13 protein-coding genes are annotated in these 12661 nt (G+C 55.3%); 3 read left to right on the forward strand and 10 right to left on the reverse strand.

Annotated elements, in window-relative coordinates; translation table 11 throughout:
• Positions 1 to 70 precede the first annotated feature (70 nt).
• The 6 genes from FD744_RS22370 to FD744_RS22395 all read right to left on the reverse strand — a co-directional run bounded on the left by FD744_RS22370 (position 71) and on the right by FD744_RS22395 (position 5408).
• The gene (locus FD744_RS22370; RefSeq protein WP_034824935.1) at positions 71 to 859 is read right to left on the reverse strand and encodes an ABC transporter ATP-binding protein; all 789 of its coding nucleotides are present in this window, start codon (positions 857 to 859) and stop codon (positions 71 to 73) included.
• Positions 859 to 1938 (reverse strand): iron ABC transporter permease, encoded by a 1080-nt coding sequence (locus FD744_RS22375; protein WP_034824944.1) that lies wholly within the window; start codon positions 1936 to 1938, stop codon positions 859 to 861. The genes FD744_RS22370 and FD744_RS22375 overlap by 1 nt, the downstream gene beginning before the upstream one ends.
• Positions 1939 to 2112: 174 nt before the next feature.
• Positions 2113 to 3579 carry an amino acid permease gene (locus tag FD744_RS22380; protein WP_034824946.1) on the reverse strand — a complete coding sequence of 489 codons (1467 nt, stop codon included), beginning with the start codon at positions 3577 to 3579 and terminating at the stop codon, positions 2113 to 2115.
• Between the two features lie 137 nt (positions 3580 to 3716).
• On the reverse strand, positions 3717 to 4583 hold the full coding sequence (gene yieE, locus FD744_RS22385) for a DNA-binding transcriptional regulator YeiE (RefSeq protein WP_160869476.1): 867 nt from the start codon (positions 4581 to 4583) through the stop codon (positions 3717 to 3719).
• Positions 4584 to 4592: 9 nt separating this feature from the next.
• Positions 4593 to 4970 (reverse strand): YkvA family protein, encoded by a 378-nt coding sequence (locus FD744_RS22390; protein WP_160869478.1) that lies wholly within the window; start codon positions 4968 to 4970, stop codon positions 4593 to 4595.
• A 120-nt stretch (positions 4971 to 5090) separates the two neighbouring features.
• The gene (locus tag FD744_RS22395; RefSeq protein WP_160869480.1) at positions 5091 to 5408 is read right to left on the reverse strand and encodes a hypothetical protein; all 318 of its coding nucleotides are present in this window, start codon (positions 5406 to 5408) and stop codon (positions 5091 to 5093) included.
• Positions 5409 to 5638: 230 nt separating this feature from the next.
• Between FD744_RS22395 and nfo the strand changes: the two genes are divergently transcribed.
• The gene (nfo, locus tag FD744_RS22400) at positions 5639 to 6484 is read left to right on the forward strand and encodes a deoxyribonuclease IV (protein ID WP_034824954.1); all 846 of its coding nucleotides are present in this window, start codon (positions 5639 to 5641) and stop codon (positions 6482 to 6484) included.
• A gap of 51 nt (positions 6485 to 6535) precedes the next feature.
• Here the strand turns inward: nfo and fruA are convergent, their stop codons facing one another.
• The 4 genes from fruA to FD744_RS22420 all read right to left on the reverse strand — a co-directional run bounded on the left by fruA (position 6536) and on the right by FD744_RS22420 (position 10843).
• Positions 6536 to 8230 carry a PTS fructose transporter subunit IIBC gene (fruA, locus tag FD744_RS22405; RefSeq protein ID WP_058962260.1) on the reverse strand — a complete coding sequence of 565 codons (1695 nt, stop codon included), beginning with the start codon at positions 8228 to 8230 and terminating at the stop codon, positions 6536 to 6538.
• A gap of 16 nt (positions 8231 to 8246) precedes the next feature.
• Positions 8247 to 9185 carry a 1-phosphofructokinase gene (gene fruK, locus FD744_RS22410; RefSeq protein WP_038645831.1) on the reverse strand — a complete coding sequence of 313 codons (939 nt, stop codon included), beginning with the start codon at positions 9183 to 9185 and terminating at the stop codon, positions 8247 to 8249.
• Entirely contained in the window at positions 9182 to 10312 is a 1131-nt protein-coding gene (gene fruB, locus FD744_RS22415) for a fused PTS fructose transporter subunit IIA/HPr protein (RefSeq protein WP_034824960.1), read from the reverse strand. Before fruB ends, fruK begins: the two co-directional genes overlap by 4 nt.
• A gap of 276 nt (positions 10313 to 10588) precedes the next feature.
• Positions 10589 to 10843, reverse strand: a complete 255-nt coding sequence (locus tag FD744_RS22420) for a YkgJ family cysteine cluster protein (protein WP_160869518.1) — start codon at positions 10841 to 10843, stop codon at positions 10589 to 10591.
• A gap of 149 nt (positions 10844 to 10992) precedes the next feature.
• On the opposite strand from FD744_RS22420, the gene yeiP reads away from it, so the two are divergent.
• Together yeiP and FD744_RS22430 are read left to right on the forward strand one after the other, a co-directional pair.
• Positions 10993 to 11565 (forward strand): elongation factor P-like protein YeiP, encoded by a 573-nt coding sequence (yeiP, locus tag FD744_RS22425; protein ID WP_034824964.1) that lies wholly within the window; start codon positions 10993 to 10995, stop codon positions 11563 to 11565.
• 95 nt (positions 11566 to 11660) lie between these two features.
• Complete coding sequence (locus FD744_RS22430) at positions 11661 to 12635, forward strand: GTP-binding protein (RefSeq protein WP_160869482.1); 975 nt, start codon at positions 11661 to 11663, stop codon at positions 12633 to 12635.
• Positions 12636 to 12661 lie beyond the last annotated feature (26 nt).

The following is a 12661-nucleotide window of genomic DNA, read 5'->3' on the forward strand; positions in this document are numbered from 1 at the left end:
TGGCTAAAAGCCGCACCAACATTCATCCTCAGCTTCTCTTGATGTTGAGCTTAAGCGTCTTTTGCGAGGTTTAAGCCAGCGATTCCGCCACCAGCCCATCGATCATCACCTGCGGCATGCCCTGCGAGCAGTGTTCAATACGCCCGCGTACGCCATACACCTGCGCCAGCGTGTCCGGCGTGATTACCTGTGACGGCTCGCCGTCAGCCAGCAAGGTGCCCTCTTTCAGCATCAACGCATGATCGGCATGACGCAGTGCAATGTTGATATCATGCACCACCACTACCGTGACGATATTGCGCAGGCGGGTTTCGCGACGTACTAAATCCATTACGTGGAACTGGTAATTGAGATCGAGCGCACTCAGCGGTTCATCCAGCAGCAGCAGTTCCGGACGGCGAATCAGCGATTGCGCCAGACCCACCAGCTGTTTCTGCCCACCTGATAACTGGTCCAGATAACGCATCGCTAAGTGGGCAATGCCCAGCTGTTCCAGCAGATGCATAATCTCGGCTTCACTTGATGCGCTGTGTAAGCCACCGGACGCACGTTGCGCCACGATGATTGACTCCAGCACATGCAGATGCACGCCTGCCGGCAAACTTTGCGGCAGATACACCACGCGCTGGGCACGACGGGCAAACGGCTGTGACATCAGCTCTTCGCCATTCAACCACAGTTCGCCCTGCCCTTTGCTCAGGCCCGCCAGCGCGCGCAGCAAGGTAGACTTACCGCAGCCGTTAGGTCCAAGTAGTACGGTGATTTTGCCGCGTGGCAGCATCGGCACGTTGAGATCTTCAATGACTTTACGCTTCGGATAACCGGCGTAGAAATGGCTGAGACCTAATCCCTGTTCCATTACACCGTCCCCCGATGACGCAGAATAATACTCAGGAAGAATGGCACGCCAACCAGTGAAGTGACGATACCCACCGGAATGATCACGCCTGGAATCAGGTTCTTCGACGCTACCGAGGCCAGTGACAGCACCAGTGCACCGACCAACGCACTGGCCGGCAGATAGTAGCGATGATCTTCACCAAACATCATACGAGCGATGTGCGGTGCCACCAGGCCAATAAAGCCAATCGGCCCGACAAAAGCCACCGCCAGCGCGGAGAGAATACTGATGCGCAGTAGCGTGGCGAGGCGCAAGCGGCGCACATCAATGCCGAAACTCACGGCACGATCTTCACCCAGGCGCAGCGCGGTCAGTTTCCAGCTGCTGAGCATCGAGAACGGGATCAGGATGGCGAAAGCCGCCGTGAGCACACCGAGTTTTTCCCACGAAGCACGCGCCAGGCTGCCCATGGTCCAGAACACCAGGCCCTGCAAGGTATCTTCACTGGCGATAAACTGCATCATCGAGACCAGCGCGTTGAAGGTGAACACCAGCGCGATGCCAAACAGCACCACGCCCGACGTTGACACTTTGGTCCAGCGCGTCACGCCATCCAGCATCAGTGCGGCAAACAGCGCAAACACAAAGGCGTTCGCCGAGATAAACCACTGGTCTGGCACACCGGGAATACCGATGCCGAGAATAATGGCCAGCGCCGCGCCAAAGGCTGCCGCTGAAGAGACGCCGAGCGTAAACGGACTCGCCAGTGGGTTATTGAGGATAGTTTGCATCTCAGCACCCGCCAGACCCAGCGAAAAGCCGACGACGACAGCCATCAACGCATAAGGTAATCGGATATCCCAGACGATCACGCGCGTGCCCGCATCCACTGCATCAGGATGGGTGAGCGTTTGCCACAGGGTATCAAGGGAGAGCCCCGCCGGGCCGAGAGTGAAATCAAGAATCACTGACGCCAGTATTGCCAGCACCAGTACGCCAATCAGCATCAGGCGCTGACGTAATACCTGACGATAACGCGTCATGGTATCGGCTTCGCGGTTATTTTCCGCCAGCAGCGCGGAATCCGTGGTCTGCATTGTTCTACCTGTTTCTTATCGAAATCATAACGGCAGCCACAATAGTGCAGGTGATAATAATTATCAATTATATCTGTATGACAAAGCCCAAAACGTTGTAACACGGTTCATCTTTGCCAAAAAAAAACGCCGCTAGCCAAAGGTAGCGGCGTTATGTCACCCACGTTTAACGCATTACTCTTTAAACGTCGGGAATTCCATTTCGCTGTACTTCACGAAGCGCGAGCCGCGTGCCAGCTTGTAACCGAGCCAAATCAGCAGGAACAGCGGAATGCCGATGTAGGTCGCCGCCACGCCATACCAGTCAATACGATCCGCCAGAAACGCCTGGTAGTTCTGACCCAGTGTAATAATCAGGCACAGCACGAAGGCGAAAATCGGACCGAGCGGGAAGAAGCCGGAACGGTATGGCAGAGCCGCTAAATCATGCCCTTGCGCCACGTAGCCGCGACGGAAGCGATAGTGGCTAATCGCAATACCCAGCCAGGCGATAAAGCCGGTCATGCCTGAGGTATTCAGCAACCACAGATAGACTTCCTGGTTGCCGAACTTCGAGCTCAGGAAGCACAAACCCGCCACCACGGTGGTGGCAATCAGGGCATTACGCGGCACACCGCCTTTCGACAGTTTGGCAAAAATACGTGGGGCTTTGCCTTCCTGCGCCAGGTTGAACAGCATGCGCGTTGAAGCGTACATGCCTGAGTTACCCGCTGACAGCACCGCCGTCAGGATCACCGCGTTCATTACCGCCGCTGCCGACAATAATCCGGCATTCTGGAACACCAGCGTGAACGGGCTGATGGCGATATCAGTGACATCGTTATGCAGCAGTTTCGGATCGGTGTACGGCAAAATCAGGCTGATAATCAGAATCGCAAAGATATAGAACAGCAGGATACGCCAGAACACCTGACGCACGGCGCGTGGAATATTTTTCGCGGGATCCTGTGATTCACCGGCTGCGATGCCGATCAACTCTGTACCCTGGAACGAGAAGCCGACAATCATCGCCACGCCAATCATCGCGGCAAAACCGCCGGCAAAAGGTGCGTCGCCCACGGTCCAGTTATGCCAGCCGGCGTTTTCTGCACCGCGCATAATGCCGACGATCATCAGCACACCCACAACGATAAAGATGATGACGGTGGCGACTTTGATCAGCGAGAACCAGTATTCCGCTTCGCCGAAGCCTTTGACGGAAATGTAGTTAAGCAGGAACATCAGACCAAGGAACAGCGCGCTCCAGATCCAGCCCGGCGTATCCGGGAACCAGTAGTTCATCACCAGTTGCGAGGCGACGAGATCAACGGCGATGGTGACCGCCCAGTTGTACCAGTAGTTCCAGCCGAGCGCGAAGCCGAAGCCTTCTTCAACGTATTTAGAGCCGTAGGTGGCGAAGGAGCCAGAAACCGGCATAAACGCCGCCAGTTCGCCAAGGCTGGTCATCAGGAAGTAAACCATCAGGCCAATCAGCGCGTAAGAGAGTAATGCGCCACCGGGACCTGCCTGAGAAATGGTGGCACCCGAGGCGACAAACAGGCCGGTGCCAATGGAACCGCCGATGGCGATCATGGTGAGATGGCGCGCTTTTAATTCACGGCGCAGCCCAGGTTGTTGTGTTGTTTTTGAGTCATTATGCATGTGTAAACGCTATGCTGGATAAAAATAAGGCGCGATTGTAGCAGCTAACCCCAGGCTGTATAGCATTCACGTCGGGTTATTAGTTACCTTCATAATCGGCGCGAAATTATTAGCCGTTTACTTCATGACAGCCGCGATTACTCGCGGCAATAGGAGAGAAATCGGCTTAGCGCTTTCGACAAATGCTTCTGCCGATGATGAATGCGATACAGCGTGCGCGTCAGACGTGGTAACGGCACAGCCACTTCCACCAGCGTGCCCGCCTCCAGCAGATCGCTGATCACCCGGCGCGATAAACAGCTGATGCCCATGCCGTGACGCACCGCATGTTTGATTGCCTCAGAATTGCCCAGCTCCATGCCGAGTTGAAACTGCGGCAGGTGAGACAACAGCAGGTAATCAACAATTTCACGCGTGCCCGAACCGCGCTCACGCAGGATCCAGGGCGCGGCCGCCAGTGATGCCAGCGTGATCGGCTGTTGCAGGATGTCGGCATCAGGAGCGGCAAACACCACCAGTTCATCTTCCAGCCATGCTTCACTGACGATATCCGGCTCGTGGCACGGCCCTTCAATCAGGCCGATATCCACACGGAAATCCGCTACTGCGTTAATCGCATCCTGGCTGTTGCCGACGCTCAGTTCGAGCGGCAGCGTGGGGAAGTCACGACGATAGGCGGCGATCATCCCTGGCAGCAGATAGTTGCCGATGGTGCTACTGGCAAACAGACGAATGGCGCCATTATCCTCTTTAAACAGCTGTTCGATCTCGCCGGCCTGTTCCAGCAATCCGACTGCGCGTGGATAGAGCAAACGACCATGCTCGTTCAGGGCCAGTCGTTTGCCGACGCGATCGAACAGTTGTACTCCGAGTTGGTTTTCCAGATCGGCCAGCGCGGCACTCACCGCTGATTGTGACAGTGCCAGCACCTGCGAGGCCTGCGTGGTAGATCCGCTTTTCAGCACTTCGGTAAAGACTTCAATCTGACGCAGCGTAATATGCATGCGCCCTCCTCACATTGCGTAACGCTTCACAAGATAAGCCACCACCGCTAACCAGACGATCACCGTCAGGAAGAATCCTGCCCAGCTGACGATCTTTTTGCCGCGTGCCCGCTGTACATCAGCGCGTTCTGCGCTGCTGATGCGAATTTCACGCGGGAGCAAACGTAGCAGGATGATCACACCCAGCGGGACGATGATGGCATCGTCGAGTAAGCCGATAATGGGAATGAAATCAGGAATGAGATCGATGGGGCTGAGTGCATAGGCGACAATGCCAAATGCCAGCAGCTTAAACCACCAGGGGGTACGCGGATCGCGGCAGGCAAACCACAGCGTGAGCACATCGCGTTTAATTAAGCGTGCCCAGCGGCGCAAGCGCATAAACATCCCGACTCTTCCTTATTAGTTATACTGGTCAATGGACAATATATTACCAATTTAACTTTTAAACCAGTCAGGTTTAGGCGCATGCAAGCAGCCGCCAGGAGATTGGCGGCAGAGTGTGTGTCAGGCTTTCATACCGATCAGTTCTTCCAGTTCTGTGTCACAGGCCGTGAACTCATCGGTGATGGTGCGAATCAGCCAGTCCTGATAGCCAAAGTTTTCGCGGCGGGAATAGAGGCATTCCGAGCGATACAATTTTTTCGGGTCGCCTTTATTCACCCCATAGCGATAAAAATGGACCAGCGAGTTGTCGGTATCAGGCACAGCAAGCGTGAATCCGACTGCGCCGTTTCCATTATAAAAAAGGGTGACTGAGTCGGTTTTACCTAAAGTTAATTTATGGATTACGTTGAATTTTTCATGCTGTAAAGCGGTATCCAAAGTACTTCTATAAGCTGTTTTCATGGTTATAGTTAAAAGTTTCTAATTTGTTAAACTATAGTTAACCAGAAAAAAAGTGCACCTGCTAACTTTAGTAGGTGTCTTCTCATATTGGATAAGTGTCTACCCGTGCCGTTTTTCTCCCCGCAGGCAATGCGACATTTCATGGGCGTAGCGCATCCGCTATGATGTGCGCTTTGCAGCAGCAATCGCCCAATCAGGAGAGCGGCATGAAATATATCGGCGCACACGTCAGTGCATCAGGCGGCGTAGACCAGGCAGTTATCCGTGCCCACGAACTCGAAGCCACAGCCTTTGCGCTGTTCACCAAAAATCAGCGCCAGTGGAAAGCCGCCCCGCTTTCAGGTGAAGTGATTGATGCCTTCAAAACCGCCTGTGAGAAATACAACTTCACTTCCGCGCAGATTTTGCCGCATGACAGCTACCTGATTAACCTTGGCCATCCGGTGATGGATGCGCTGGAGAAATCCCGAGAGGCGTTTCTGGATGAGATGCAGCGCGCCGAGCAATTGGGGCTGACATTGCTGAATTTCCACCCTGGCAGCCATTTGAAGCAGATTGAAGAAGAGGCGTGCCTGAAGCGCATCGCCGAATCGATCAATATCGCGCTGGATAAGACCCAGAACGTGGTGGCAGTGATTGAGAATACCGCCGGTCAGGGCAGCAATCTTGGCTTCCGTTTCGAACACCTCGCCACCATTATTGAGCACGTCGAAGATAAATCTCGCGTTGGGGTGTGTATCGATACCTGCCATGCATTTGCTGGCGGCTACGATCTGCGGACAGAAGAAGCCTGCGTGGAGACCTTTGCGGAATTTGAACGCATCGTTGGTTTCCAGTTCCTGCGCGGCATGCACCTGAATGACGCCAAAAGCACGCTCGGCAGCCGCGTGGATCGCCACCACAGCTTAGGTGAAGGCAACATTGGCAAGACGGTGTTTAGCTGGCTGATGAAGGATAAGCGCTTTGATGGCATCCCAATGATTCTGGAAACCATCAATCCGGATATCTGGAAAGATGAGATTGCGTGGCTGAAGTCGGAACAACAGGCGTAAAACAGACAGCAAAAAGGGAGCCGCAGCTCCCTTTTTCTTATCCCGTGAAAATTACGCGGCTTTCGCCAGCTCTTCTTCCGGACGTTTCAGAATCGCGTAACCGAGGCCAGCCACTGCGGTACCAATCACAATCGACATCAGGTAACCCAGCACCGGGGTGATTGCACCTGGAATCAGCAGTACAAACAGACCACCGTGAGGTGCCATCAGTTTCGCGCCAACCAACATGGATACCGCGCCAGTGATTGCACCGCCGACGATGCAGCAAGGCAGTACACGCATAGGGTCACGCGCCGCAAACGGAATCGCACCTTCAGAGATGAAGCACAAACCGAGCACCAGTGCCGCTTTGCCACCTTCCTGCTGACCTTTGTTGAACTTACGACGTGCAACAATCGTCGCCAGACCCATCGCTAACGGTGGCACCATACCGGCGGCCATGATCGCGGCCATCGGCGCATAGGTTTGCGAACTCAGCAGGCCGACACCAAAGGCGTACGCCACTTTGTTCACCGGACCACCCATGTCGGTACACATCATGCCACCGAGGATCGCCCCCAGCAGTACCGCATTGGCGGTGCCCATGTTCGCCAGCCAGTGCGTCAGACCGCTCATGATGCCCGCAACAGGTTTACCCACCACGTAAATCATCAGCAGGCCGGTAATCAAACTCGCTACCAGCGGAATGATCAGGATCGGTTTTAACGCTTCCATACTTTGCGGCAGTTTAACTTTGCTGCTCAGCATCTTCGCGGCGTAACCGGCAATGAAGCCAGCGATGATACCGCCAAGAAAACCGGCGTTAATGCTGGTGGCGATCATACCGCCAATCAGACCCGGAGTCAGACCCGGACGGTCGGCAATCGAGAAAGCAATAAAGCCTGCAAGCACCGGCACCATCAGCGCGAAGGCACTGCCGCCACCAATCTGCATCAGCGCAGCCGCTAAGGTGCCCTGCTCTTTAAATGCGGTGATACCAAAGGCAAAGGAGAGCGCGATGCTCAAACCACCCGCTACAACCATCGGCAGCATGTAGGACACGCCGGTCAGCAGGTGACGATAAGCACCGGCTTTCTCTTTGCTGTCGCTTTGCGTGCTGGCAGACGCGTTGCCGCTCGGTTGATAGGTTTTGGCTTCAACTTGCGCTTTATCCAGTTCCTGCGCGGTTTTCTTCAGCGCAAGGCTGGTTGAGGTGCGGTACATCGGCTTGCCAGCGAACTTCGCCAGGTCCACATCGATATCCGCCGCCACGATCACCAGATCGGCCGCCGCCACCTCTTCAGGGGTAATGGCATTGCCTGCACCCACGGAACCGCGGGTTTCCACTTTCACCCACCAGCCACGCTTGGTCGCTTCTGCCTGAATCGCCTCAGCCGCCATAAATGTGTGCGCTACGCCGGTTGGGCAAGCTGTGACCGCAACAATGCGTTTCTGACCGGTGCTCTGAGCGGCAGCTGGAGCAGTAACCGCCGCAGCGGCCTGCCAGACCTTGGCACTGGCTTTAGCCTGATTAATGGCCGCCAGCGGATCGCGCAGCGCCTGCTGCACATCGACCAGCGCCACGGATTTGCCTGCCAGTTGTGCATCGTTCGGCACAGCATGGCCAGCAACCAATACCAGTTCAGCATCGGCCGCGTTGTCAGTCAGCGTCAGGCCAGCCTGTGCTGCGGTTGCGCGCAGACGTTCTAAAGCCAGATGTCCTGATGCCAGTCCCAGTGAAGAATCTTTTATCAGCAGCGTTTTCATTATCGCTCTCCTGCTGTTAGTTAACGGGTTGTAAGTCGACGCGCGCCATCATCGCGGCCAACTGGGTACGATCGGTCACACCAACGTTGCTCTGGCTCACCGCCATGGCAGCCACTGCGGTAGCCAGACGCAAGGTATGCTCGCTGGATTCACGCATCAGCAGCCCGTAAATCAGGCCGCCGACCATTGAATCTCCCGCGCCTACGGTGCTGACCACTTCACAGGCTGGTGGTTTGGCAATCCATTCGCCAGAGGCGTTGACCCACAGTGCGCCTTCCGCACCAAGGGAAATCACCACATGGGCAATGCCCTGCTCACGCAGTTCATGCGCGGCTTCGATCACATCCTGCAAGGTTGGCAGTTTGCGGTCGGCCCAGATTTCCAGTTCACGACGGTTCGGCTTCACCAGCCACGGCGCAGCTTTCAGCCCCGCCACCAGCGCTTCACGACTGCTGTCGAAAATAATGCACGGACACAGGGTGCGCAGATCGCTCATCCATTTGGTGAACGCTTCGGGCGCCACGCCTGCTGGCAGGCTGCCGCTGACGCACACCATGTCGAATTGTCCCAGCCAGGTCAGTGAATCGGCAGTGAAGCGATCCCAGTCCTGCGCGGTGACGTTAAAGCCAGAGAAATTCAGGTCGGTGACTTCACCGTCTTTCTCCGTCAGCTTGACGTTGATGCGGGTACGGCCCTGCACCACCTGAAAACGGTTGGCGATACCCAGCTCGCTGAACAGCTGCTGGAAGCCATCCTGGTTCTCTTTGCCGAGGAATCCACCGACGGTGACGTCGATACCCAGGTCTTTCAGCACTTTGGCAACGTTGATGCCTTTACCCGCCGCGTGCAGACCGGTGGTTTTCACCAGGTTAACTTCGCCACGTTCGATTTCTGGCGTATAGCCCACCAGATCGTAAGCGGGATTCAATGTGATTGTGGCAACGCGGCGGCTCATGCGACCCCCTCGCCCAGGCCAGAATTGATGGCCTCTTCGATGGCATTCAGCGCCTGCTGTGCATCTTCACCGCTGGCGGTAAAGCGCAGGCGATGGCCTTTTTTCACACCCAGCGCGACAACTTTCATCAGGCTGCGTCCGTTGGCCGGTTTGCCGCTGCCGTCAAGGTTGGTGACGGTGATGTCACTGTTGAACTGTTTAATGACCGTAACCAGCGCAGTACCCGGACGTGCGTGCAGTCCGTGCTCGTTGCGGATAGTAAATTCAGCCACCAGTTGATCCGCGCTTTCGTCCACTTCACTGGTCAGCAGCGCGAGGATGCCTGCCGCGTCGGCTTTCAGCAGACGTTCAGCTTTGTTGCTCAGCAGCAGATTGCTCAGATAACCCAGCACTTCCAGCGGACGATCGTCAGTGGCGGCCACGGTCAACAGCAGCGCCACATTTTCGCCCTGATGCACGAATGGCGTGGCGGTACGGCTGACTGCAATGGCGCTACCAAGGTTGCCATTGGCGCTGTCACTCAGCCAGATGCCCTGTCCGAGGCTCAGCGGCGTACGCGAAACCGCATCCGCCACAAACGCCGCTTCAACAGCTCCTGCTGCCTGTAAACGTCCAGCGTTCAGCGCCTGCAAGGTGATGAGATCACTGGCTGCAACGTCAACCGCAATCAGCGAGGTATCGAATTTGAACTCAGCCGCCTGCTTTTCACCCATCAGGATGGCACGGAGATCTTCGGCTGAGGCGGTTTTCAACTGCTCTGCGATACTGTCATCGCTCAATACGTGAGTCAGCTGGCGCAGCAGCGCAAGATGTTCATCTGATTTTGCCGCGATACCGATGGCGACATAAGCCGTTTGCCCGTCACCCCACTCCACGCCCTGCGGGAACTGATAAACCTGTACGCCGGTCTTCAGCACCATATCGCGCGTATCGGTGGTGCCATGCGGAATGGCAATACCATTACCCAGGAAAGTGGTGGTCTGCTGTTCGCGCGCCAGCATGCCGTTAACGTAGCCTTCCGACACATTACCGGCTGCGGTTAACGCAGCGGCAACCTGACGGATAGCCTCTTCTTTATTTTGTGCACTGGCACCGGTATGGATGGCCTGAACGTCGAGCTGGAACATATTTCTCCTCGCTTGCTGAAATTGAATCGTTTCAGCTTAATGGCGAAAAATTACGCTGTACTTCTCGTGGCTTACCGAGAAGACAACGCTGAAACGTTTCAGGGAATATGGTACAGCATGAGAAAGCAGGCAAGAAAATGCGCGATCGGCGTAGCAGATTTTTGATGTTCCGCACACTTCAGATCGGATTTAAGATTTTTCAGGCCTGTACGGCTGACGTCATTGCTGTAACGCATAGGTCACATAAGGCAAATTCTTCAGCACCGCGTCAGCAATTTAAGGCGCGGTATCTGCTTCGAGTTGTAACAGGAAGGTCATCGCGGCTTCGCGACTGCTACCGCACATCTCTGCGCTGGGCTGTAAACCCGCACAGACTGCGGGACGCAGCGGAGAACCAAAAATTTTGCAGCGCTGATGGTCATCCAGCTGAACGCAGCGGGTATTGGCCGGTTTGCCCTGGGGCATGCCGGGAATCGGGGAAGAGATTGAGGGGGCTGTGCAACAGGCACCGCACTGGTCACGACAATACATCATGCGCTCCTGAGGATTTCGTCGCGACAATAGCAGGCTGATGACGGGAATGCCATGCGCGGGCAACAATTTTACACTGCCTCCCTTGCCTGTTTTTCACCGCGCGAGTAACGTGGCGCGCATTAACCTTTTCACAGCGAGTTATCCCCATGCCAAAGGCAAATGAAATCAAAAAAGGAATGGCTGTTACCTGGAACGGCAAACTGTTGCTGGTAAAGGACATTGATGTCCAGAGCCCAAGCGCACGCGGTGCTGCCACCCTCTACAAAATGCGTTTTACCGATGTGCGTACTGGCCTGAAAGTGGAAGAGCGCTTCAAGGGTGACGATATTATCGATGCCATTCAGCTTAGCCGTCGCGCCGTGACCTTCTCTTATATAGACGGTGACGAGTACGTGTTTATGGATGATGAAGATTACACGCCCTATAGCTTCAAGAAAGATCAGATTGAAGAAGAACTGCTGTTCATCCCTGAAGGCGGCATTCCTGGCATCCAGGTGTTAACGATGGAAGGTCAGGTGCTGGCGCTGGAACTGCCACAGACCGTGGACATGGAAATTGTCGATACTTCACCAGGCATTAAAGGCGCTTCCGCCAGCGCACGCACCAAACCCGCGGGCATGAGCACCGGCTTGTCGATCCAGGTACCGGAATACCTGAGCAATGGCGATCGCATCCGTATTCACGTGGCTGAACGCCGCTATATGAGTCGCGCGGACTAACCGCACGATTTTATCCGGCCGCTGAAGGTTGTTATAGTATAACAACGTCGTGCGCGCCGGGTATGTTGTCCGCGCGCCTGAAAATGGAGCCTGTAATGACGCGCGTTAATGTAATCACCGGATTTCTCGGCAGCGGTAAAACCACCACCCTGCTGCATCTGTTAGCCCACAAACCCGCCAATGAAAATTGGGCGATTCTGGTTAACGAGTTTGGCGAAGTGGGTATTGACGGCGCACTGCTCGCCGATCGTGGTGCCACGCTGAAGGAAATTCCTGGCGGTTGCATGTGTTGTGTGAACGGCCTGCCGCTGCAAGTCGGACTCAATATGCTGCTCAAGCAAAATAAGCCCGACCGTCTGATTATCGAACCCACCGGCCTTGGCCACCCTAAACAACTGCTGGATATGCTGCGTGCGGCCGTGTATCAACCCTGGATTCAGGTTGATGCCACCATCACGCTGCTCGATCCCCGTCAGTTAGCCGATGCGCGTGTTGTCGAGAATGAAAATTTCCGCGATCAGCTCACCGCTGCCGATATTATCGTCGCCAATAAAAGCGATCGCTGGAGCGAGGAAGATCGTCAGCGTTTGCAGCAATGGCAACAGGACAACCTGGGCGATCGCCAACTGGTCGAGTCGGCCTGGGGTAAAGTCGACCCCGCCCTGCTCAGCCAGCCCGCGTTGACAGATCGTGCGGTTCCTGAAGCGGCCCATCATCATCATACTTCACGTCCAAAAGGACTGGCAGCACTGAAACTTGAGGGTTCCGCACGTTGGCGCCGTGCATTAAATGAAGGCCAGGGCTATGCTTCCTGTGGCTGGATTTTTGATGGTGATACCGTGTTCGATACCATCCCGGCGCTAGAGTGGGCGCGGCTTGCACCGGTGGATCGCGTCAAAGGCGTACTGCGCACACCAGACGGTCTGGTGAACATTAATCGTCAGGGTGATGACTTCTTTATGGAAACGCGCCCCACCACACCGCCGGACAGCCGTATCGAGTTAATCCACCACCAATCTGTGGACTGGAACGTTTTGCAATCAACCTTGTTGAAGATTCGTTTAAATTAGCTGCGTTAGGTTGCCCCGTTATTTTT

Source organism: Pantoea sp. Taur, assembly GCF_009830025.1.
Classification (GTDB): Bacteria; Pseudomonadota; Gammaproteobacteria; order Enterobacterales; family Enterobacteriaceae; genus Pantoea; species Pantoea communis.

What these genes read in the sequence shown, in the direction of transcription:
- fruB (WP_034824960.1), bottom strand. Translation starts at nt 10,312, where the DNA reads ATGTTCCAGCTCGACGTTCAGGCCATCCATACCGGTGCCAGTGCACAA.
- FD744_RS22370 (WP_034824935.1), bottom strand. Translation starts at nt 859, where the DNA reads ATGGAACAGGGATTAGGTCTCAGCCATTTCTACGCCGGTTATCCGAAG.
- yeiP (WP_034824964.1), top strand. Translation starts at nt 10,993, where the DNA reads ATGCCAAAGGCAAATGAAATCAAAAAAGGAATGGCTGTTACCTGGAAC.
- FD744_RS22375 (WP_034824944.1), bottom strand. Translation starts at nt 1,938, where the DNA reads ATGCAGACCACGGATTCCGCGCTGCTGGCGGAAAATAACCGCGAAGCC.
- yieE (WP_160869476.1), bottom strand. Translation starts at nt 4,583, where the DNA reads ATGCATATTACGCTGCGTCAGATTGAAGTCTTTACCGAAGTGCTGAAA.
- FD744_RS22380 (WP_034824946.1), bottom strand. Translation starts at nt 3,579, where the DNA reads ATGCATAATGACTCAAAAACAACACAACAACCTGGGCTGCGCCGTGAA.
- FD744_RS22390 (WP_160869478.1), bottom strand. Translation starts at nt 4,970, where the DNA reads ATGTTTATGCGCTTGCGCCGCTGGGCACGCTTAATTAAACGCGATGTG.
- nfo (WP_034824954.1), top strand. Translation starts at nt 5,639, where the DNA reads ATGAAATATATCGGCGCACACGTCAGTGCATCAGGCGGCGTAGACCAG.
- fruA (WP_058962260.1), bottom strand. Translation starts at nt 8,230, where the DNA reads ATGAAAACGCTGCTGATAAAAGATTCTTCACTGGGACTGGCATCAGGA.
- FD744_RS22420 (WP_160869518.1), bottom strand. Translation starts at nt 10,843, where the DNA reads ATGTATTGTCGTGACCAGTGCGGTGCCTGTTGCACAGCCCCCTCAATC.
- fruK (WP_038645831.1), bottom strand. Translation starts at nt 9,185, where the DNA reads ATGAGCCGCCGCGTTGCCACAATCACATTGAATCCCGCTTACGATCTG.
- FD744_RS22430 (WP_160869482.1), top strand. Translation starts at nt 11,661, where the DNA reads ATGACGCGCGTTAATGTAATCACCGGATTTCTCGGCAGCGGTAAAACC.